The 20,627-nt window shown below is 63.9% G+C and carries 19 protein-coding genes and 1 tRNA gene; 12 read left to right on the plus strand and 8 right to left on the minus strand.

Annotation, left to right across the window (positions count from 1 at the left end; translation table 11 throughout):
- Positions 1–14: 14 nt before the first annotated feature.
- Positions 15–242 (minus strand): hypothetical protein, encoded by a 228-nt coding sequence (locus tag OG474_RS29465; protein WP_405056850.1) that lies wholly within the window; start codon positions 240–242, stop codon positions 15–17.
- A 132-nt stretch (positions 243–374) separates the two neighbouring features.
- Positions 375–4,181, minus strand: a complete 3,807-nt coding sequence (mobF, locus tag OG474_RS29470) for a MobF family relaxase (RefSeq protein WP_405056851.1) — start codon at positions 4,179–4,181, stop codon at positions 375–377.
- Positions 4,182–4,209: 28 nt separating this feature from the next.
- Here mobF and OG474_RS29475 point away from each other — a divergent pair, with 28 nt between their 5' ends.
- The 4 genes from OG474_RS29475 to OG474_RS29490 all read left to right on the plus strand — a co-directional run bounded on the left by OG474_RS29475 (position 4,210) and on the right by OG474_RS29490 (position 6,957).
- Complete coding sequence (locus OG474_RS29475; RefSeq protein WP_405056852.1) at positions 4,210–4,548, plus strand: hypothetical protein; 339 nt, start codon at positions 4,210–4,212, stop codon at positions 4,546–4,548.
- Complete coding sequence (locus OG474_RS29480; RefSeq protein ID WP_405056853.1) at positions 4,532–5,848, plus strand: hypothetical protein; 1,317 nt, start codon at positions 4,532–4,534, stop codon at positions 5,846–5,848. Before OG474_RS29475 ends, OG474_RS29480 begins: the two co-directional genes overlap by 17 nt.
- 33 nt (positions 5,849–5,881) lie before the next feature.
- Positions 5,882–6,415: an ImmA/IrrE family metallo-endopeptidase gene (locus tag OG474_RS29485; protein WP_405056854.1), complete on the plus strand. Its 534-nt coding sequence runs from the start codon at positions 5,882–5,884 to the stop codon at positions 6,413–6,415.
- 338 nt (positions 6,416–6,753) lie between these two features.
- A complete protein-coding gene (locus tag OG474_RS29490) occupies positions 6,754–6,957 on the plus strand; it encodes a helix-turn-helix transcriptional regulator (protein WP_405064628.1) in 204 nt (67 codons plus the stop codon).
- 507 nt (positions 6,958–7,464) lie between these two features.
- Here the strand turns inward: OG474_RS29490 and OG474_RS29495 are convergent.
- Entirely contained in the window at positions 7,465–7,746 is a 282-nt protein-coding gene (locus OG474_RS29495) for a hypothetical protein (RefSeq protein WP_405056856.1), read from the minus strand.
- A gap of 94 nt (positions 7,747–7,840) precedes the next feature.
- A complete protein-coding gene (locus OG474_RS29500; RefSeq protein WP_405056857.1) occupies positions 7,841–8,020 on the minus strand; it encodes a hypothetical protein in 180 nt (59 codons plus the stop codon).
- Between the two features lie 177 nt (positions 8,021–8,197).
- Here OG474_RS29500 and OG474_RS29505 point away from each other — a divergent pair, with 177 nt between their 5' ends.
- Positions 8,198–8,869, plus strand: a complete 672-nt coding sequence (locus tag OG474_RS29505) for an XRE family transcriptional regulator (protein WP_405056858.1) — start codon at positions 8,198–8,200, stop codon at positions 8,867–8,869.
- Between the two features lie 95 nt (positions 8,870–8,964).
- Positions 8,965–9,543, plus strand: a complete 579-nt coding sequence (locus OG474_RS29510) for an HD domain-containing protein (protein WP_405064629.1) — start codon at positions 8,965–8,967, stop codon at positions 9,541–9,543.
- On the opposite strand, the gene OG474_RS29515 is transcribed toward OG474_RS29510, so the two are convergent.
- Complete coding sequence (locus OG474_RS29515) at positions 9,500–9,976, minus strand: NUDIX hydrolase (protein WP_405056859.1); 477 nt, start codon at positions 9,974–9,976, stop codon at positions 9,500–9,502. The genes OG474_RS29510 and OG474_RS29515 overlap by 44 nt on opposite strands.
- Positions 9,976–10,716: a multiprotein-bridging factor 1 family protein gene (locus tag OG474_RS29520; protein WP_405056860.1), complete on the minus strand. Its 741-nt coding sequence runs from the start codon at positions 10,714–10,716 to the stop codon at positions 9,976–9,978. The genes OG474_RS29515 and OG474_RS29520 overlap by 1 nt, the downstream gene beginning before the upstream one ends.
- A gap of 127 nt (positions 10,717–10,843) precedes the next feature.
- Between OG474_RS29520 and OG474_RS29525 the strand changes: the two genes are divergently transcribed.
- From OG474_RS29525 to OG474_RS29550, 6 genes are all read left to right on the plus strand, one after another.
- Complete coding sequence (locus OG474_RS29525; protein WP_405056861.1) at positions 10,844–11,194, plus strand: hypothetical protein; 351 nt, start codon at positions 10,844–10,846, stop codon at positions 11,192–11,194.
- The gene (locus OG474_RS29530) at positions 11,187–12,626 is read left to right on the plus strand and encodes a multiprotein-bridging factor 1 family protein (RefSeq protein WP_405056862.1); all 1,440 of its coding nucleotides are present in this window, start codon (positions 11,187–11,189) and stop codon (positions 12,624–12,626) included. Before OG474_RS29525 ends, OG474_RS29530 begins: the two co-directional genes overlap by 8 nt.
- Positions 12,607–13,092, plus strand: a complete 486-nt coding sequence (locus tag OG474_RS29535; RefSeq protein ID WP_405056863.1) for a PPC domain-containing DNA-binding protein — start codon at positions 12,607–12,609, stop codon at positions 13,090–13,092. The genes OG474_RS29530 and OG474_RS29535 overlap by 20 nt, the downstream gene beginning before the upstream one ends.
- Before the next feature lie 160 nt (positions 13,093–13,252).
- Positions 13,253–14,131, plus strand: a complete 879-nt coding sequence (locus OG474_RS29540; RefSeq protein ID WP_405056864.1) for a hypothetical protein — start codon at positions 13,253–13,255, stop codon at positions 14,129–14,131.
- A gap of 130 nt (positions 14,132–14,261) precedes the next feature.
- Positions 14,262–17,270, plus strand: coding sequence for an ATP-binding protein (locus OG474_RS29545; protein WP_405056865.1), 3,009 nt, complete (start codon positions 14,262–14,264; stop codon positions 17,268–17,270).
- Between the two features lie 771 nt (positions 17,271–18,041).
- Positions 18,042–18,737, plus strand: coding sequence for a hypothetical protein (locus OG474_RS29550; protein ID WP_405056866.1), 696 nt, complete (start codon positions 18,042–18,044; stop codon positions 18,735–18,737).
- A gap of 122 nt (positions 18,738–18,859) precedes the next feature.
- Here OG474_RS29550 and OG474_RS29555 read toward each other — a convergent pair whose 3' ends face one another.
- Both OG474_RS29555 and OG474_RS29560 read right to left on the minus strand, forming a co-directional pair.
- The gene (locus OG474_RS29555) at positions 18,860–20,281 is read right to left on the minus strand and encodes a helix-turn-helix domain-containing protein (RefSeq protein ID WP_405056867.1); all 1,422 of its coding nucleotides are present in this window, start codon (positions 20,279–20,281) and stop codon (positions 18,860–18,862) included.
- Positions 20,282–20,497: 216 nt separating this feature from the next.
- A tRNA-Lys gene (locus OG474_RS29560) sits at positions 20,498–20,570 on the minus strand.
- Between the last annotated feature and the right edge of the window lie 57 nt (positions 20,571–20,627).

A 20,627-nucleotide genomic window follows, 5' to 3' on the forward strand; every position in this document is an offset into this window, starting at 1 on the left:
GCCGCGACCTCGGCTTACCAGGGCTCGTCCTTGCGGAGCGCAAGCACCCGGCGGCATCGGTCGACGGTCATTGCGATGCCGACCGAGAAGGGGATCGGCTTCACCAGCACAGGCTTGGCGATGCGCGGCGAATACTGAACGGCGTACTGCGTCGTCGTGTCGGCGCGGCCAAAAATGAGTCTGCCGGAATTGCCTCTTGTAGCGCGGATCTTCCTGTCGTTCCAGCGAGCCTTATGGGACATGGCGACCCTCAACTACAAGCCGTTGCTGTTCGATCTGAAGTCTGGTCGATCCACGAGGACGGGACTGGCTACGCCCACCCGGTAGCGGCGGACCTGACGGCCGCCGTGAGCGGGACGCGACACACGGACCCCTCATCGCGAGCGCGTGGGACCATGATCGGGATGGCCCTCGAGGAGTCTCGGGCTTGCTGTGACCGGCCGGTTGAGGCGCTTCTGCAGGCTCAAGTAGTGGGCGCGCTGGGTGGAGAGATTGGGCTGGGGTGCTGGGCCAAGCAGGAGCGTGCCTTGGATGTTGTAGAGCTCTCGGTAGGCGGCGATGTGGCGTAGTAGCTCGGCTTGTTGCGTGTGCGACTGGTCGGCGGTCAGGCGCGTGAGGTCTTGGCACCAGGTGGGTTTCTCCTGCTCTGCCGCTTCGGCTAGCCAGTTTGCGCGGAGGGCTACTTGGGCTTCGAGCTCGCGTAGAGGTGCGGTCAGGGTGGGGTCGTCGATCTGGTGGGCTGGGGTGAGGATGCCGGCGATGGTTGGGATCTGATGGCCGGTGCGGCGTGCCTCTCTGGTTGTTAGGCGTCTGGCTCTGGTGTGTAGGACGGCGGCGATGTCGTGGGCGTCTGTGAGGCGTTTCTGGGATCCGGCTTTGCGGAGTAGCTCGCTGGGGCTGAGGCCTAGCTGCTCGGCTCGTCGGAGTTCGGCGACTAGGGCGCCGTAGGCGGGGGATGCCTGGACTGCTGCTTGGTCGGTGGGGTCGAGTCCGCTGGTGGCGATGGCTGCGGTCATGCGGGGCCGGGCGTCGAGTTGGCAGAGGTGTTCGTGGATGGGGACCAGGCGGTCGAGTCGGGTGGCGTTGTCGAGTTCTTGGCGCATGACTTCGTGAGCGGAGAGTTCTACGCCGGGGTTGTTGAGGACTGCTTCGAGGATGTCTTGCAGGGTCTGTTCGAAGTGGGGTTCGTGCAGATCCGACGTGGCTTGGTGGGTGGTCACGTAGGCATGGTTCGAGCTACGGCCGCGGGTTAGACCGACGTACAGGAGGGCTCGGGTGAGCTGGTCGGTGACTACGAGGTGGGCGGTGTCGACGGTTGCGCCTTGGGCGCGGTGGGCTGTGGTGGCGTAGGCGAGTTCGACGGATTCTTGGACGTATGCGCTGGGGAGGGTGACGGTTTCGGCGGTTGGGTTTTGGACGGTTAGGGAGCCGTCGGGCCAGCGGTGGATGACGGTCCATTGGTCGCCGTTTCGGACGAAGCCGGTGGTGCCGTAGCGGAGGCGGCGGTTGTTGAGGCGGGTGACGATTTGGTCGCCGAGGCCTACGTGGGTGCTGTCGTGGAGTTCGATGCCGTCGGGTTCGACTTCGCCGGAGGTGATGCGGTCCAGGCGGGCTCGCGTGTTGAGGCGGGCGACGGTGGTGTTGTCTGCGGCGATGAGGAGGCTGCTCTTCCCGGCGTGGGTGTCGGCTTGCCAGGCTTGGTAGGCGGCGTCTTCCATTTCGTCGGCAGGGCCGGCGGCCAGGCGGTGGTGGCTGTCGTAGGCGTCGATGACGCTGAGGTGGCCTTGGCGAAGGGCGAGGCTGGCGTCGCGTTCCCAATGGTTGGTGAAGCGCCATACGTCGCTGAGTTCGGCGGCGTTGGTGTCTTGGGCGATGAGGCGGAAGGCGCCGCCGGTGTCGGCGGCGCCGAGTTGGGCGTCGTCACCGACGACGAGAAGTTTGGCGCCGGCTGCGTTGGCGGCGCGGGCGAGGATGGCTAGTTCCATTGTGCTGGCCATGGACGCCTCGTCGACGATGACAAGTTGGTCCTGATGGAAAGCCCAACGGTCGTCTTCGGCGCGCAGGGCCGCCAGTTGGGTGGCGAGGCGTGGGTGCCGGCGTTGGCGTCGGCTGTGCTGGGCGAGTTGGGCTGCGCGTTCGGTGTCCTGGATACGTTGGCGGCGGGTTTCTGCGCCCAGGCCGGTGGATTCGTAGATCCACTTCGCGATGTTCTCGGTTGGCGTGCCGATGGCGTCCGCGAGGACAGTGGAGGCAGCCGAGGATGGTGCGAGGGCGATGATCGATCCGTCGCCGTAGACGTCTGTCCAGGTTGTGCTGAGGGCCGATAGGAGGCTGGTCTTGCCGGTGCCGGCGGGGCCGATCAGCGCTTCGACCTTCTGTCCGCTGGTCGCGATCCGCTGTAGGGCACGGACCTTGTCGGCACTCAGGCCAAGAGCTTGGACTTGATGGTGGCTGAGCTTTGGACCGGAGGAGTCGCGCGCCAGGTCGAGGAGTGCGGCCTCGGCCCCGAGGATGACCGGGGAGGTGTAGATCTGGCCGTTGTGAATGGTGAAGATGCTCTCCCCGCTGGCACGGTGCATCGGGACGGCGATCAACTCCGGAGTGGTGAGGTTGATCGAGTGCTGTTCGGCGCGCTCGACGATCGACTGGAGTACGTCGAAACGATCGCCAGGCGAGACCAGCCGAAGGAGTCGAGTCTGGCGGGCGGCCTCGGCCAGGAGGTTCCAGCGGGTCCAGGCGGCGCGCTTGGTCTGAAGGGTCAGAACGGTGGCAGCGCCGTACGCGTCGATGGTCTCGGGGCTTAGGTCTGCCGCTGCCAGCGTGCGTTCGCTTTGCTGGTCGAGGGACTGCTGAATGGTCGCCAGTACCTCTGGCTCGACGGCTCTAACGGCACGGTTCTTCCAGCTGGTCATCATGGCTGCGAGCGGGCGAGCGAGGTGTTTCGGTGGCCGGTTGAGGAGAGCTGCCTGTTGTCTGAGGACGTATGTTTCGCGGCGGCCGGGAGGGTGGATCTGGTCCTCGCGTTCGTCGAGAAGGGCAGCGAGGTTGGCTTCGATCTGTTCTGTTCTTGCTGAGAATTCGACGATGAGCTCGTCCGGGATCGTGTCGATCTCGAAGGCCGGGTTCCGCCGTGTACCACGCTCGCGGAGTTCCCAATGCACGCCAAGCCGGCGGGTGAGGTTGTCGGCTAGGAAGACGTTGTGGATCTCTGACATCGCTACTGCTGCACGGAAGAGGATTCTGCCGTCGATGGTCCGCCAGAGGCCGTCTGGGCTCTGTACTCGGTTGGCGACTACGACGTGAGTGTGCAATTGCGGATCGCCCGCACGGGTATCCCAGTGGTCGAAGGCGGCGGCGATCAGGCCTCGGGTATCGAGCTGGGCGATCCCGTCATGGCCGCTTCGAGTGAACGTGGCGTGCTGCTCGATCAGTTCGATGACGTCCCTGACTGCGTCGTGATGAGCGGCGACGATCTGCTCCTGTACGCCGACGTCCGATACCGCCCAGAGCGCGGATACGGATTTCACGGGGGAGAACGTGAGATCGAAGCCGGCGACGGCCTGTCGCGACTTTCGGCGCATCTCAGTCCTGCGAATCCGATCGATGGCGGCCTGGCGAGCGTCATCGTTCAGGCCGCTATCGAGGGCGCGGATCTGCTCCTCGATGCGTGCCGAAGGACTCTTGTACACGCGATGTGGCTGCCCAAGTAAGCGGCCGCTGACGGGATCCTCGGCGCGGCCGAAGACGGCCTCCATCTGGGGCTCGGTCACCTCGCTGCCGAGCATCAGTTGACCGTCGCCGAGGCCAGCGAGCCCGGATCCCAACCAGCGGCCCGGCGGATACCCGGCAGCTGTGTAGTAGGCCGTTAGCGGGGTCGCCATGCGCCGATCGACATCGCCTGAAGCGATGTGACGAAGCAGATATTTGTAGCCGTCGCCGACCGTCAGCCGGTGGATGCTCAGCACGTCGATCCACAGCTGAGGTGATGGGGAAGGGAACTCGTCAAGGACTGCATATGGGCTCAACGGATGAGCAGACCGTTGACCGATTCCGACCGTCGGTGCCGATCCCGCCCCTTGGATGCAAGAAGTGTGACGGTGCTTCCTCTGCCGCGTAGGCCAAAAAGTTGTCCTCGGCATCCGTTGAGCGGCCGTGAACCAATCGGCCGGTCCTGAAGGCATCGCTCAGGGCCTCAACGGAAGGACGCATGTGAGTACACAGGATGACTCGCAACGGCGACGAATCGTCGAGCTGGTTACGCGAGCCGAGGCGATCGTGGAGGGGATGGAAACGGCGACGCTGGATGGCTGTTGGGCGATGACAGCCTTCGGCCGATACCGGCTGTGCGCACTGCTCGGAATCATGCCGTACGGCATCTACGAAGGCAGTGTCGAAGCGGATCCGGTCGCGCTCCTTGAAGAGGCAGTCGCGATCGCGGATGCGCTGGAGGTCTCGCTCGAAGAACTCAGTTGGCGGCTGGCCCTTGGTGACGCGCTTCGGACTGCGGCGGCCGACATCCGGATGGTGCGCGATGCGCGCGACGTATGAGGACCTCTTGCGCGCTGCGCGCCGGTCCGCGGTGGATGCCGCAGGGAGCAGGTACAAGGATCGCTCTGAGGCTGTAGATGATTGGAAGGCTGTGGTCGCGGCGTCTGCGGTCCATTTTCGTTGGCTGCGACATCGGTTCCGGGCAGCTGACCTGTACGACGAACCCGCCGTACAGTCCGATCGACCACTCGGGCGCTTGGCTCAGGCGATCGGCGCGGGCAGCGACCTGTTGGCGATCCAGGATGCGCAGAACGCCAGCCTTCTTGATGATCCTCGGTACCTTCGCGCCGCACGGGCTGAGATTGCGGCGATCGCTCTGACCGGCGCCGACTGCCTCCTCGGCCATACCCGCAGCCGGACGCCTGAGCGACGCAAGGCGGAGGCGACGACCCGTGAGCTCGAGACGCTGGCGAGATCTGACGCATTGCGCGGCGGGCTGGGGGAGATTGGTCTCCTCGCAGCCGGTGGGCCTGCCGGTGCCGACCACGAGGTCTCAATGCTGCCGCGGCACGCAGCGCGTTGGGAGCGGGCCGACGACAGCGTCACCGTTGAGTCTTTGCTGACTCGCGACCTTCGATCGACGACGGCGCAGATCCGGACTGTCTGCGGCTACGTGTGGCATCTCGCCGATCACCTGCTCGCGTCAGATCATGCCGAGCTTGGCGACGGGCAACGGTTGGAGCTCGGCGTCCTTAAGCAGGCCGTGCGATCGGCCGAAGCCGGCGCGTTGAGGACTGCGGAGTCTTGGAGGCGACGGCTCTCTGATCTGGACGGACTTGCCGGTACGCCGAGTGAGGCGGCGTTCATGGATCTTCGCGCCGCCTTGTCGCGGTTTGTGCGGCCGGGAGGAGGTTTGTTGGAGGCTGATTCGTTGGTGCCGGATCATGGGCATGCGGTGTCCATACTGCAGGCCGTTGACGAGATCGTTTGGTCAGCCGAACAAGTGGCGCGCCGGCAGCAGCGTGCCACTGCGGCCTTGGTGAGTCAGGGGCGTCTCTTCGTCCCGCGCGAGGACATCAACAGGCGCGACCTCAGGTACTTGAACAGGCCAGTCAATACCAGGCCACTCCAGAGCCGGTGGTTGCGAACGACGCAGCCGGAGCTCTTCGTCGGGCTGACCGCGTGTCTGGCGTGGACCGCCGACCACCTGACAGTCGCCTCGGAGATCGCTCGTCGGCTGGCCGGCACCTCTCAAGAACGCCGCCCAAGTCACGGTCAACCTTGGCGTAGTCCGGGGCCTTACCTCGCGATACCGGAGTTTCTCAGTCCAGGACCAGATCTGGACGGCCTCGAACGATGAGCCCGCGAACAACCGAAATCACGAGAGGTTGCCATGAGCAATGAGACGGAACGTCAACGCGGTCTGTGGGTTGCGCTGCGGCATCAGGCGCAGGGCAAAGGGTTCAGGGTAGTCGTGCGATCGATGGATTCCTCCGTGGCTGCATACAGCGACTACGGCGCGAGGCTGGTCGTGATCTCTGATCGCCTCAGTCCGCTGGGCGCACTCGCCCGACTGGCGCATGAGGTTGGGCATGTCTACCTGCATGCGGACCATCAGCATCCGAGCGCGTTTCCCGACCGCGGCGTCCGCGAGATCGAGGCTGAGCTGTTCGCGTATGCCGTCTTGTTGCATAACGGAATCACACCTGACGACTCGTTGCTTCACTACATGACTAACTGGGCGATGCGGGTTGCGCCGCAGGCGCCGGAGCAGCTGGTCGAGGCGGTCAGTGAACGGCTCGCTCCCGCAGTCACGGAGTTCAGCGCCCAGGTGCATTGCTACGTGCGTGATCAGATGCAAGCGGCTCGTTGGCACGCAGGCGAGCAGGCCATCGTTGCTCCTGATCATGACGGCCCGGAGCTGTGAGATGGGTGCCAGTGCAAGGGCCGCCGCGTTGCGACGTGCTCGGGAACGGCAAGCGAGGATCGAGACAGCGGCGGCTGTGGCGGTCGCGACGCGCGGCAACGTCGTACGGGCGAAGGAGGCGAAATGCCACGCTATCGAACGCCATGACGAGCTCATTGCTGCGGCCGAAATGCTCTCCCAAGCGGGGACAACTCGGTTGGCCAAGGTCTGCGGGTCGGCCGAGGCGGCTGCAGAGATTCTTGGGATCTCACAGCGGGAGGTACGGCGGATGGTCAGGGCCGAGCGTGGTCGGTCGGCTGAAGACCGAGGAAGCCCGCGGACAGGGGCGCGCGATGAGGATGCCTGACGCCGACCCGCTGTGGGACATCGATGAGGTCTCGGCGTACCTGAAGGTTCCCAGGCGCACGCTGTATCGATGGCGCACACATGGCTACGGACCACCGGCACGTCGCGTCGGCCGACATCTGCGGTACCGCGCCGCTGAGGTTATTGCGTGGTATTCGAGTCTTGACGAGCGCGCTCACGGTCGCGCAGAGCTCTGATACTCAAGACTTCTCTCACTCGTTGCAGGCGAACGTGCATTCCCTCAGGGTGCTCGGCCTCGAGAACGAGCCAGTCTGTCACTGCTCGTACGTCGACTTTGCGAACCATGCCTTCGGCGTGTGAGTTCTCGAGTCGCAAGAGTTCGTTGGTGGCCAGTTGGAGCGCGTCGTCCCAGCCGGCGCCGTAGCCACGCTCCCAAGGCCACCGAACGCATTTGATCAATGGCCGCAGGAGCCGGCTCAGTCGTGGCGAGTAGTAGACCGTGAAAGGGGTCTCAAGGGTGACCGCTTCCGCCACCAAGCTCGTAGGGAGCCGGTGGCAACCGGGGATGGCATAGGTTCTTTCCGATCGAATAGGTTCTTCGGACAGGAGGGGTTCCTGCCACCGACAGGGGAGGCGGTGGCAGGAACCCTGGTTCCCCGTGTCCCACCACACTGTGAGGCGTGGGTGGATTGGAGGGCGTGACCGACGCGGAGACCGCCGCTCGACACGTCAGCCACGCCGGATCAGGAGGGTGATCGAGAACCGGTGAGGAGTGTGGGGTCCGGGTCCACGTCGTACGGATCTGGATCGAGCCAGCGGATCTCCGCCGCCCCGAGATGCGCGTGCACCTCAAGCAGGTCGGCGATGCTTGGCCACATCGTGAGGCAGGGGTACCGGCCGAGCCACTGCAGGGCTACCCATTGTTGGCCGTCATCGTTGGGCGGGAACTCGACGAGTAAGGCGACGATGCCGGTCCCTCTGACACCGGCGGGATCGCGATAGTTGTACAGCTCGCCACGGCGCATCACTCGCGGCCTCGACCCAAGTCGTACGCCAGGTCGCAGAGCATCGACAGGGCGATGACCGCCGTGCACAGCAGCAGGATCCACAGTTCAAGGTTCACGAGGAATCCCCGCCGCGGCCGGTCGGCTCGACGGTGACGTCAAGACCCGTGAACCGACGCCTCATCGCTGCTGCGAATGCCTGCGCGAGTTCGGGCGATGTCGATCGGTCGACGAACGCGACCTTCCCGAACCAGACCCGCACGCGCTGCCGTCCAGATGCGGTTGTGTCGTGCATCTTCGGCACCCCTCCATCAGCTTGGTGGTTGCTCGACGGCATTGCCGAGCGTGCCCCAAGCCTGTCGGCGACAGGCCGGACAGCAGAACCATGTCCTCAGACATTTACGGACATTTCGTGCTACTGTCCGATCAGACATTTACCGACATCTACCCATGGGTAAGGGTGGTGCTCCGAGTGAACACGGTGCTTCGGCGCGCGATGTACGACGCTGGCCTCACCGAGCTCGACCTGTCGGTCGAACTGGCGGTCGACCCCAAGACGGTTCGTAACTGGATGCACGGTCAGGTACCTCATCCGGGGAGCCGAGCTGCGCTGTCGGCCCTCCTCGATGTCGATGCCTCGGTGCTGTGGCCATCGCCCAGTCGCTCTGCGGTCGGCGCCGATCGGCCGGCCGGGTTGGTCGGCGTCTACCCGCGCTCGGCAGCGATCAGTCATGCCGACTGGCTAACCCTCTTCGCGGACGCCGAATCCCAGATCGGAATCCTCGCGAGTGATGTCCAGTTACTGCTCAAGGATCGCGGCCTCGTTCGAATTCTCAGGGAGCGCAGCGGTCGAGGGATTCGGGTACGCATCGTCGTCGCGTCGACAGGTGGTTCTCGTGTACCTGTCGAGCTGCGCGACGCCGGCGACATCGAACTGCGGTTCCATGAAGAGGTTCTCTACAACTCGATGTACATCGCCGATGATCAGCTCCTCGTCAACCAGCACTCGTACGGCGTCGCTGCTTCCGAATCGCCGGTTTACCACTACCGCCGTACGGAATCTGGCGAGATGTACGACGCCTACCTGTCGAGTTTCGAGATCATCTGGTCGGGCGCGCTGGGAGGAGCGCGCACCGTCAGCTGATCGATCGGCGAGCAGGCGCCAGACATTTGCCGGTCTAGAGAATGCCGCCCGTGCGGTCACCTTGTCCGCTACAACGTCGTAGTGTCGAGGGGGTGATGGTTGTTGAGGATGCAAGGTCTCTGGCGGAGCGGCTGCTGTCCAAGCAGCTGCCTCGCCGTTGGGCGCATACCCAAGGTGTGGGCGGCCGTGCGCGTGAGCTCAGAGCGATCCTGGGGGAGCGGGCGCAGGTTGTTGAGGTAGCGGCCTGGCTGCATGACATCGGGTACTCACCGGTGCTGCGATCGACGGGCTTCCACCCTCTCGACGGGGCGCGGTACCTGCGAGATGTCGTGGCGGCTGACGACATGGTGTGTCGGCTGGTCGCGCACCACACCGGTGCGATGGTCGAGGCTAATGAACGGGAGATCCCGGAGCTCGTCGACGAGTTCGCATTGCCGGACGCAGATCTCCTGGATGCTCTGACCTATTGCGATGTCACAACAGACCCAGATGGGTGTCGCGTGGACGTCGAGGAACGGCTGAGCGAGATCCTGATGCGGTACTCGAACGAGCACGTCGTACACCGGTCGATTCTCCGTTCGGCGCCGACAATTCGGACGGCCGCTGAGAACGTTCAGGGGCGACTCGGGGCTAGTCGAAGTAAAGGGGCGTGCCGGGGTCGAGGTACTGCTTGATACGTTGCCTCATCGAGCGGTGCATCTGAAGTTCCGGCAGGTCCTCGCGGGCGACCCAGTGGACCTGGGTGCTCTCGTTGCTCGGGGTCGGCTGACCGCCGGTTGCTCGTGCGCGGAGCAGGATCGAGAACTCCTGGCGGGCTTCGCCGTCACTGGTGTAGAGAATGATGTGTTTGGGGTCGGTGTAGATACCGAGGACATCGATGATCTCGCAGTCGATGCCGGTCTCTTCCTTGGTCTCGCGGACGCCGGCCTGCGACATGGATTCGCCGAGATCGATCGCACCGCCCGGAAGCGCCCAGTTGCCGTTGTCGGAACGCTCGATGAGGAGTATCTCGCCGGCGTCGTTCTCGATGACGACGTTCACCGACGGGACCATGCTGTTGGCCGCGGGCGCGTTGGGGTCGTCGTAGTAGTCGATTCGGCCGGGCATCAGTCCTCCATCGGGGTGGAATCTTCCCAGACCCGCTCGAAGCTCTCGAGGTAGTGGTTTGCGAGCTCTCCACCGGGGATCTTGCGCAGGTACCAGACGGGCGCATGTGCTGCGGGAAGGCCGTAGATGTGGGTGTTGACGAACAGACGGTCGTCGGCGCGGTAGATGGAGTTGTAGAGCACGGTCCGGTGAAGTCGGAACTCGACGCCGTCGACGGTCGCCAGGTCGCCGTACATGGCTACCGCATTCCGGATCTTCGCCGCCAGAGCATCACCGATGCCCTCCTCGCGGCCGCGGTTGGCCACTGTCGGGTCGGATGGGTCACCGAGAAGGATCCGGATGCGCGCCCCGCCCTTCGCCTTCTTCCGAAGTAGGCGCTGGATGCCGGCATCCTCGGCCAGGAACAGTCCGGCGTACACGAGGATGCCTATCTCTTGGTCGCCTGCGTCGAGCAACTGTCGCCACTCGTCGCTGGGCACATCGGAGCGACGGGGATAGACCTTGACGATCTCGCTTTCGGAGACTGCGGCGGCTCTGTCACGAGTGAGCGCGTTTGGCCAGAGGTAGCCCTCCTCCTTGCCCAAGCGGGTGGCCACGGCGTGCCGGTTGCGTGGGAAGGGGATCAGATCGGTGAGGACCCAGCGCTCGATGGTCTTCACGTTGACACCGAGCTCCTCTGCCAGGGCATGATGGGTGAGGCCTCGCTCAGCCATCGCCGCTCGCAGTCGTTCGTTAGCCACGGAACCTAACTTAAGACATTTCAGGACATTTTGGTGTCATCCGAGATGTCTCGGAGATGTCGGCTCCTGCCGTGATGCTGTCCTGGTGGCGCGGGGCATCCTGCTTGCACGAACCCTAGGAGGGGTCATGCGAGGCAGAAGGATGTATGCGTTCGAGATCGCGAAGCGAGGCAAGGACGGCTCGTGGTCGAGGGTGGCATCCGGGACGGGGCAGTTCAGCCGGCCGCCCAAGGCGAGCGTTCGGAGCATCGCTGAGCGGTGGATTCACGAGGAGACAGGACGCCTCAGCGGTGGCCGGCTGCTCGTGGTGGGTCGGCGGCGAGGTGTTCCCCGTGGGTTTGTTCCCAGCGTGCGGATCCGGCTCCTGGATCCGGCTGGTGCTTATCCACTCGCGGCGGCGTACATCGGCCTTGACCGCCGCGACGTCGTACGAGATCAGTACCAGTTGCCACCGAGGGATCGTGTCGACCGTGGCTGATGGAGGGCGCAAGCCCAATGAACTGCTTCGCAAGGCGCGCGGCTCGATGTCGCAGGAGGCGCTCGCTGAGCAGGTCAATCTCGCGATCTATCGCGCTACCGGTCATACCGCGGACATTGAGGCGAAGGTGATCTCGGCCTACGAGCGTGGGTGGCACACCTGGCCCCGTGATGAGGTGCGGAGTGCGCTCTGCGAGGTCCTGCAGGTTCGAACTTCTGAAGAGCTCGGTTTCTACATCAATCGTCCTAAGCGGCGGCTGTCGGAGCCTGCCTCCGTTGACCTGCTCGCGCTTGCCGGGAAACGCAGTACGTCGGGTGTGCCCGAATGCCTGGTGGTACCGGCTGGGCGGTCGTACTTCGGTACCGAGATCTCGGCGTACTACCAGAACGTCGACCGGCACAGCTCGAACCAGTTGCTGATTCGGCCGGACGAACAGGTACTGGCTCAGCTCAGCAAACCGGACCGCCGGTCTATGGTGTTTGCGGTCGATAGTGAGCACCGGCACTACGTCGCTGACGGTCGTCGTGTGGGCGACCGTGCTCGAGGTGGTGCCGAGTTGCAGGCGGTGCCGTTGGCGAATGTCGTTGACGATCTCACGGTGGGGATCATCTGGGCGACTGCGAACGCGGACTCGGCGCTGCTGGCCGACGATGCTCAGCTCGAGCGGAGCCAGTTGTATGTCATGGCTCAGCAGGAGCGTGAGGCTTCGCAGGGAGCGGTTGATGAGGTGCCGTCGCTGAATCGAGTAGCTGCTCTGTGGCTGGGGTCGCAGTTCTGCTCGCGCTACATCGTGCGGCACCTCGATCAGGTGGGGGATGATCCGTTGTTCTGGACTCGGGAGCAGCGTGGGGAGGATGCGGCGGCTTGGTTGCTTTGGGCGCACAAGTTTGAGTACCTCCGACATGTTTGGCGGCGATTCCCGCGGGCGCGACGGGGCTTCTGTATCCCGGAGAGTGAGGTGGAGGCGTCGCCCGGATATGAGCGGGTGATGCTGCTGCTCGCGATGGCGCTTATGGAGGCCTTCGGTATCCACGTGCAGATCAGCGGCGAGTCCGATCATGCCGAGGTGGAAGGCTTCGTGCTCGCTGATCAGGCGATCGTGGCGAGCTGGCTGGACAGCCCTGGGCTGTGGTGTGTGGAGGCGTCGGCTTCCGGGTCACGCTTGGCGACGTACCGGGAACTCGCTGATCAGGTCGGTGGAGAATCCTTGTTGACGCAGACGACGCCGCTTGAGCGGCTGGCCGCTGCCGCTGACTATCTCCGGGTGCCGTGGGGGTGGTTCCGGCGGAGGTGCGCCGAGTTGGCGGCGGTGGGTGTTGACGACATCTGTCATCCGCGTAGCCGTCTGCTGTCGACTCGCGGGTTGAATACCGCGGTCAGCTATGTTGCCCACATCGACGTCCTTGAGGGAGATGACTTTGCGCGCCGCTGAACTCATCATGGGCCGGACCTTCGCGGTCCACTTCGACCATGGAGACGACTTCTACACCGCTCTGGCCGAGTTCTGTGCCGAGCACGACGTACGACAGGGATTCATCCCGATGTTCATCGCCGGCATGCGCGAGGTCCAACTCGTTGGCACCTGCGAGAAGCTCGAGAACCCGGACGCGCCGGTCTGGAGCTCGGTCCATCTTGAGAACGTCGAGGCCGTCGGTGGTGGAAGCCTTGCCTATGACGCGGAGGCGGGTGTTGTCTTGCCGCACATTCACGTGTCCGTTGGGCTCAAGGCGCAGTCGGCAACCGCTCACACGAGCCATCTCCTTGGCGCGAAGATCCAGTTCTTGACCGAGATGTATGTGGTCGAGGTGAGCGGACCGGCTTTTTCGCGGCAGCGAAACCCTTCCCTGTATGACGTTCCGCTCCTGTCGTTCGGAGAGCCGTCGCCAACTGGTCCTTGATCGGGGCAACGAGGAGTTCCGGGACTGCAGAACCAGGTTCTGAACCTGATGCCGCGCCGCGAGCGTCGGGGGTATGGATCACTTGGAGGCTTGGCGAAGGGGCGTCGGTCGGGAGGATCGAGATCCGAATGCGGTTCCGAATGCTGCTGAGGTTCGCCGCTTGCTGGAGGTCAACCATGCGGCGGCCAGGTTCTTCAGGCGAGAACTGTTCCGGACCAAGGATTCCTGGGCTCGCGGGTACCTCGAGCGAGGCGAGGCTTTCGAGGTACTGGAACCCAGTTCGAGCTGGATCGTCGGGTTCGCTCCGGACTCGCCGTCGCGCCTGGTCAATCATCTGAGATCCCAGGGCTTCGACATGGCGACCGTCCGCAACGCCGGCCTCGGGATCGACGGCCCCGGAGGACGGCTGATCGATCGCTTCCGGGACCAGTTGATGCTGCCGGCAAGGAATCACCGGCTCGAGATCGTCGGCTTCATCGCAGTTCACGAAGGCTCATCCGGCCCGTACTACCGGGCCACCCCGGCGACCCAGGTACATCAGCGATCGACCAGCCTCGTCGGCCTCGCCGAGCAATCTGATCTCCTCTCACTAGAAGCAACGCCCGTACTGGTCAACGACCCGATGGACGCGTTCGCCATCGAGCGCGTCAGTCGGCTTGCCGGCGGAGGATGGGTCGGTATTCCACTCTGTGACGGCGTACTGTCCGCCGAGCAGGCAAGGATGCTCGGCATTGAAACCTTGACGGGAACGGTCATCGTCGCGACCAGTCGCAGACGAGCACTACGACAGATGGCCGCTGAGTGCCTAGATGACCTGTCCGCGAACTTCCCGCGAGTCCAAGCCGTGGAGCTGCCGGACAGCCATACCCCGGCCAGTCTGTGGAAGTCGCCCGACGGTCATCAGCGCCTGCACGATGCACTCCTGCTGACCCGGCCCCTGGCCGACTATGCGCGACCCCGCAGGCCGCGATCGAGAGGGTCGCGGAGCTTCGGACAGCCCTCGCCAGACGTGACCGGCGGTCCGCACCTGGGCCTGTGAGATAGCGCATCATCTAGGGTCAGGTACGCCGGTTGGCGACGATCCAGTGCCGATCTCGCCTCAGAGGATCGATCGTCCACGATTCCATCCGAGACAATGAACTGTCGGTGGCTTCTGCGAGCCTCACGCTATGAATCCAATGCGAGAAGGGATGTTTCCGGGTCAGGTAGTCGATGCGAATGTTCTGAACTACCTGGCCCAGGCGCGCGACACTCGAGAGTTCTCCCGCGGGTTGTTGCCGCACCTCGTGCGGCGCCTCGTTGCGGCAACGCCCGGGATGGTCGGGCTGACGATGCCGGCTGCCGAAGGGGTGTGGCGCGACGGTTGGGACGGGCTGGTTCAGGAGTCGGCGGGAGGCCCGTACATGCCGGCTGGCCCGTCGGCGTGGGAGATGAGCAACGCCAAGCGAGTTGGGGAAGCTGCGGAACGGAACTATCGGAAGCGGCTGCAGGCGCCACTAGGTGTCGATCCGGCTGAGACGACCTTCGTGTTCGTCACTATGCGCCATTGGCCCGGCAAGGCGAAGTGGGTTGAAGCGAAACGTGCAGATGCTGCATGGCGTGACGTCAAGGCCATCGATTCAGAAGACCTGTGGGGATGGCTCGAGACGATGCCCAGCGAGCACAATTGGGTGTCCGAGCAGATCGCGCGTCATACACCGCATACAACTGAGTCGACCCGGTTGCCGCGGAGTCTCCCAGCGGATGCGAAGGGGTTCGCCGGTCGCGACAACGAGTTGGCGTGCCTGCGGTCGATCGGCGAGCACGGCGGCGGCCTCGTTCTGATCTCGGGACAACCTGGCGTGGGAAAGACAGCGCTCGCAGTTCACGCCGGGCACCTGGCCGAGGACATGTGGCCCGACGGCCAGATCTACGTGGATCTGCGCGGAACACACGATGACGCCCTGCACCCCAGGACTGTGCTTGAACGCGTGCTGACAGCGCTGCAGGTCGACCTTCCGGAGACATCGACCATCGATGAGCTCGCGGCCCACTACCGGAGCAAGCTGGCCGAGCTCCGTGCTGTGATCATCCTGGACGACGCCGGGTCCGAAGGCCAAGTGCGCCCGCTCTCACCGGGCACTTCCGCCAGTTCTGTGATCGTGACCAGCAGGTCGAACCTGAGTGGGCTCGATTGCAATCTCCGTTTCCGTCTGGAGGTCTTGCCAGCTGAGCATTCGGTGGATTTGTTGCGAGCGCACATCGGCTCGGTGCGTGTCGACGAAGAGTTTCAGGCAGCCGCGAAAATCGCTCAGCTTTGCGGCCACCTACCCCTCGCTCTGCGTGTTGCCGCTGGCCTCGCGGCTCGTACGCCGTGGAGTCTGGCGTGGCTCGTGCGGGAGCTGACTGCCGAGCATTCTCGTCTGGACGTTTTGAACGTTGGAGACATCGAGCTTCGTGCGAGCTTCGAGCTCTCGTACCGGATGCTCCCTGAGGCCGACAAGCTGACCTTTCGCCGGCTGGGACTGATCCCGGGATCGACGTTCGACGCAAGTCTGGCGGCAGCGGCGATCGATCAGGGTGAAAGCACGGCCACTGCGTCGCTGTTCGAACTTCTTGAGCGGGGTCTCGTCGACCCCAGTAGCCTGCCCAACAGATTTCGGCTCCACGATCTGCTCCGTCTTTTCGCGAAGGATCGAGCTGCCGCCGACGATGTGGCGGGGGATGTCGAGGACGCCGAGTTCCGGGTGGCGCAGTACATCTACATGACGGCACATCAAATCGGGCAAGCGCTGGACCCGCATTTTCGGAACGAGCTGCAGCAATCGTCCGCCACTGCCATCGAGGTTGCCGACCTGCTGGCCTGGTTCGACATCCATGAAGAAGCTGTTGCCGCGACCATTCGCAAGGCGACGGTCGATGGTGCGACGAACGAAGCTCTACAGATGACCGTCGACCTTGTCTCTTACCTCGAGATTCGCTGTTCCTGGGAGCCGATGGAGGAGTGGTGTCAGTCCGGCCTGTCGCTGGTGGAGCACATTATTCAGAAGGGAACTGCTGATCCCGAGGCGGCTCCGGTGGCCGAAGCGATGTTCCTCCTGGCGAGTGCCACCGCCTGTAGTGGCCTACGGAGGTTCGAGCAAGGATTTGAGCGGTGTGATCGTGCTTCGTCGTTGATCGAGCCAGGCTCGGTGCTGAGCGCACAGATTCACAATTGCCGCGGGAATCTCTTGGACGCCGTCGGGCGTCGCGAGGAGGCTCTGGCAGAGTACCGACTCGCGGAGGAGGTATGGGATGGGTTCTCTGCCGACCTGTATAGCGGAGTCGTCCGCCACAACGTCGGCGCGGTGCTGATGAGGTTAGGTCGTCCGGCCGAGGCTTTGCCGCATCTCTATAGCGATCTGGCCAATTGCCGTGCGGTCAACGACCGGATCGGCGAGGCGAAGACGCTGAACACCCTCGGGCTCGTTTGGCTTCACCTGGGAGAGGTCGGTGCCGCCGTCACGGCGCTGCAATTGTCGGTACAAGGGCATCTTGGCGCATCGGACATGGTGAACGCAGGGAACGCCCTGAACGATCTGGGGTTGGCGAGGTATGCGTCCGGGGAGCACGCGGCGGCCTACGAGTGTCACGTCGCCGACTACGAGATCTGCGAGAGGCTGAGCGATACCGTCGGGATGGCGAAAGCCAGGATCAGGATGGCTGACAACCTACTGGCGATCGATCCGGACAACGCCAGTCTGGCGATGGAAGATATCAAGCATGCTAAGGCCCTGCTCGACGTAGCTGAGGACCGGGCAGCCCTGCTGTCTCTGGCAGTTGTGCTTGGCGAGATTGGGTTCCTGGTTGGAGACATTAAGGGCGCCTCCGACTCCTTCGCGCGAGTGGCGCTCCAGTGCGAAGAATTAGAAGACTACGGTGGGGCGGCGCAGATAATCGGTCGCCTCTGCGCGAATCTCATCAAAGTCGGTCGAGCGCGTGAAGCCCTGACCCACGTCCGTGATCTGGACATCAGGTCCGCCAAGTGGCCGAACGCCCTGCGTCAGCATGTTAGGGCGATCCTCGTCCAAGTTCTTGCGGCCAGTGGCGAGCACGCGGAGGCTAAGCGCACTGCTGCCATGAGCGAGGAGACGGACGCGGAGGCTGGGCCTAGTCCGGACGAGTTCATGCCACTGATGTCATTCGCAGGCGAGAATTGAGGTCGCGGTGTCTACGACGAACGATTCGTGATGCCTCGCGGCTGTTCGCCGCGGAGCTATGCCCGACAGGTCGACGAGGATTCTCGTTCACGGTAGCGCCAAGGCGCTGCGGCTCTGTTCCGTCGCTGTCCCATGAGGCGCTGACAAGGCGCGATCAGGGTCGGGGCCGATGCGCACGAAGATGCAGGTCAGAGAGCGAACCTAGAGTCGCTCTCTGACCTGGCCTGTACCTGCTAGATGCTCGGGATCTTCGAAGCGGTCCGACGTGGTGTTTTGCCTGCGGTCAGTCGGAATGGCTGGGGTGTTGATGGGCCGTGTATGGTCGGAAGCGGCAAGGGGCTTGGGAGTGTGCCTGGGCATCCACCGTTGTTTTGCGAGGCATGGAGCGCGGGATAGGACCTGCGCCTCCGCTTCGGTCCAGGTACTTCGACTCCCGCTGTTGGTGCGTCATGTACTGATGGCAGAAGGAAGATCGTGACTATCTATTCTCAGCACCCGAACCGGGGCAAGATCCAGATTCTCGCTACCTATCAGGGGTCTGCCGGTGTGTCATCGGTGACCGTCACAAGTGTCGACAGTGAGGCCATCGCTGGGCCGATTGTCGATGCTCTCAATCGTGTGTCTGCGTATGCGACAGGTCCGCTTAGTGCGCGTGACCGGCGGGATGACCGGTATCGGAGGTATCCGACTAGTCACATCGAGGTTCTCGTCAGGAAGGATGCTCGTGCTGAACTGCGGGTGGGTGCGCACAGCCTTTGGTATCAGCACGTCATGTTGCGTCTTGAGCTGGCGCTGAAGGATCTCGACGAGACAGTTGCGGCGGCACCTCCGCCGGTGCGAACTGCGATCGCGGCTGAGCTTGAGGTAGAGGCTCGAAACCTCAGGGAGGCTTGGGTCGAGTTCACGGACGGTGTGAAGCCGCCGGAGGCGGATGGACGGCGGCTGTGGGATTCCGGTGCGGCCTTGGTGGCCGTCGAATCGGCGTTGAGTGAGGAAGATCGCGAGTACTTGAACGAAAGAGAGGAGGGGGCAAGTGGCCCAGAGCTTCGTCAGGGGGTTACAGATCTGCAGGTTCTCTGGGACGCGGTCCAGCGCTGCACGAACGACGAAGTCCAGCTGCGAGTCCAAGACTTCTCGATCATGGATGACCCCTTCGTCGATACTCTCGACAACTTCTTCCTCGACGTTGTAGCGCCGATTCCCAGCGGGGACTTCGGGCAGGAGCGCTGGAGCGTTGAGATCAGCCGCTGGGTGCCAGATGATCCGGATGACCTCGATGATGGGGCCGCATCCAGCGATTCGGTTCTCAGCTGCGAACGATCGACGTCTCCGAGCGTTGAGGAGATCGTGGAGCTGCTGAATCTCAGCGCGGACGGCAATGATCAGTTCGAGGCCTGGGCGAAGACTGCGGTCGGCGAACCGCTTGCCGGCACCGGCTTCATTGTGACCAAGCGCTACGACGACTGATCGTCGTTTCGGGCGGTGGCTGACTGGGACGGCTCCGGTTGGTTTAGTCGTGTCGCAGACTGCTTACCGATGTCCTGCGACACGACGCCCCCGCACTCTGGCTCCGGTGCGGGGCGTCCGCTTTAGAGCAGGTCGAGGTCGCCGAAGGCATCGTCTAGGGCTTGGGCGGCGGCTGGGTTGGCTACTTTGCGGCCCATGTAGACGTCTTGGGTGATGGAGACTTTGGCTTGGCCTAGTTGGTCGGCTACTTGGCGGGCGGTGTGGCCGGCTTCGTCTAGGGCGGTGGCGGTGGTTTTGCGGAGGGCGTGGGAGCGGATCCAGGTGAGTTGGTCGGAGTCGGCGGGTTGGGTGGCGGCTTCGAGTTCGGGGGTGAGGTTGGCCGGAGTGGCGCCGCAGGCTGTGGTGAAGTCGGTGACGAGGTCGGCGGTGGGTTTGATGCGGCCGGTTTCGAGGAGTTCGACTCGGTGTTGGGGCCAGGCGAGTTTGGCGGCGAGTTGTTTGCGGGTGAGTTTGGCTGCGCGGCGGAGGGAGCGGAGCGTGAGGCCTAGGTCGCGGCGGGCGGTGCTGCCTACGGGGGAGAGGGCGGTGCGGAGGTGGCGGCGGGTGTTGGAGGGGTCTCGGTGGGTGCCGGTGGTGCCGGGGAAGACGGCGGCGTCTAGGCGGATACCGGCGGCTTGGCGTTTGCGGAGGATGGCGATGAGCCATTGGGGGAGGGGGAGGAGGCGTTCGCCTGCTCTGGATTTTGTTGCTTTGCGGAGGAGACCTTGGCCGCGGACTCGGACGATGGTGTGGGTGATTTCGACGGTGCGGGCTTCTAGGTCGACCTGGGACCAGGTGACTGCGAGGGATTCGCCGATGCGGACGCCGGTGCCGAGCATGAAGGCGACGAGGTCGGGGAGGTCGGCATCGACGGCACGCTGGTCGGCGGCGAGGCTTGTGCGGAGGAGGGTGACTTCTTCGGCGGTGAGCGCCCGGGGTGGGTTCTTGGGGGCGGCTTCGATGGGTTCGATTTCGCGCATGGGGTTGACGGTGACGGCGTTGTAGCGGACGGCGAGGCTCATGGCTCCGGAGATGATGGCGCGGGCGGTCTTGGCGGTGGAGGGGCCGGAGCGGTCGCTGATGGTGGTGATGACTTTGTCGAGGCGTTGGGTAGTGGCTTCGCCGATGCGTAGTTCGGCGATGGCGGGGCGGATATGGTTGCGGATGACGCGTTCGTAGGTGTCGTAGGAGGTGGGGGAGCGTTTGCCGATCTCGACGAGTTTTTTGAACTTCTTCTCCCACAGATCGATCAGCTGACCGACCTTGTGCATCGAGGTGAGCTCGCCGGCGCCGCTTGTCCTCGCGCGGTCCTTGAGTTTGGTGAGGAGGGCCTGCTCTGCGGCGGTCTTGCTGTGACCTGTTGCAGTGACATCACGGACGTGTCCGTCGTGGTCGCGGAAGTTAGCTCTGGCGGTGTGGCTGCGGGGCTTGCCTTTGGCGTCGATCTTGGTGATCGACGTCGAGATCTTGCCCCAAGATCCGATGGGCAGCGGTGCTCTCGCCATCTCAAGCCTCCAGCTCGTGTTGGAGCTGGATCAACGGTTCAGAGACCAGAGATTCCGCGAAGTCGGCAACGATGGCAACTGATGTGATCTGACGCACAGTCACGATCACCTGTCGCGCAGGTCGGTGCCGGAGGCGGCAAAGAGGTGAGTAAAGGGTGAGTCGGGCAACACGAAGGCCCGGTGCACATTGCGATGTGTGCCCGGGCCTCGGTGTTGTGCGCCGCCAGGGACTCGAACCCCGAACCCGCTGATTAAGAGTCAGCTGCTCTGCCAATTGAGCTAGCGGCGCATGTTCTTTTGTGGTCTTGCTTGCGAACGAAGAGGAGCTTAGCAGGGGATTTGGGGA

Source organism: Kribbella sp. NBC_01505 (genome assembly GCF_045040285.1).
Taxonomy (GTDB): Bacteria; Actinomycetota; Actinomycetes; order Propionibacteriales; family Kribbellaceae; genus Kribbella.

Bases quoted from the DNA above. Each gene is read 5' to 3' on its own strand.
- OG474_RS29465 (WP_405056850.1), bottom strand. From the start codon at position 242: ATGTCCCATAAGGCTCGCTGGAACGACAGGAAGATCCGCGCTACAAGA.
- mobF (WP_405056851.1), bottom strand. From the start codon at position 4,181: ATGCCTTCAGGACCGGCCGATTGGTTCACGGCCGCTCAACGGATGCCG.
- OG474_RS29480 (WP_405056853.1), top strand. From the start codon at position 4,532: ATGCGCGCGACGTATGAGGACCTCTTGCGCGCTGCGCGCCGGTCCGCG.
- OG474_RS29485 (WP_405056854.1), top strand. From the start codon at position 5,882: ATGAGCAATGAGACGGAACGTCAACGCGGTCTGTGGGTTGCGCTGCGG.
- OG474_RS29490 (WP_405064628.1), top strand. From the start codon at position 6,754: ATGCCTGACGCCGACCCGCTGTGGGACATCGATGAGGTCTCGGCGTAC.
- OG474_RS29495 (WP_405056856.1), bottom strand. From the start codon at position 7,746: ATGCGCCGTGGCGAGCTGTACAACTATCGCGATCCCGCCGGTGTCAGA.
- OG474_RS29500 (WP_405056857.1), bottom strand. From the start codon at position 8,020: ATGCACGACACAACCGCATCTGGACGGCAGCGCGTGCGGGTCTGGTTC.
- OG474_RS29510 (WP_405064629.1), top strand. From the start codon at position 8,965: ATGGTTGTTGAGGATGCAAGGTCTCTGGCGGAGCGGCTGCTGTCCAAG.
- OG474_RS29515 (WP_405056859.1), bottom strand. From the start codon at position 9,976: ATGCCCGGCCGAATCGACTACTACGACGACCCCAACGCGCCCGCGGCC.
- OG474_RS29525 (WP_405056861.1), top strand. From the start codon at position 10,844: ATGCGAGGCAGAAGGATGTATGCGTTCGAGATCGCGAAGCGAGGCAAG.
- OG474_RS29535 (WP_405056863.1), top strand. From the start codon at position 12,607: ATGACTTTGCGCGCCGCTGAACTCATCATGGGCCGGACCTTCGCGGTC.
- OG474_RS29545 (WP_405056865.1), top strand. From the start codon at position 14,262: ATGAATCCAATGCGAGAAGGGATGTTTCCGGGTCAGGTAGTCGATGCG.
- OG474_RS29550 (WP_405056866.1), top strand. From the start codon at position 18,042: ATGTTGCGTCTTGAGCTGGCGCTGAAGGATCTCGACGAGACAGTTGCG.
- OG474_RS29555 (WP_405056867.1), bottom strand. From the start codon at position 20,281: ATGGCGAGAGCACCGCTGCCCATCGGATCTTGGGGCAAGATCTCGACG.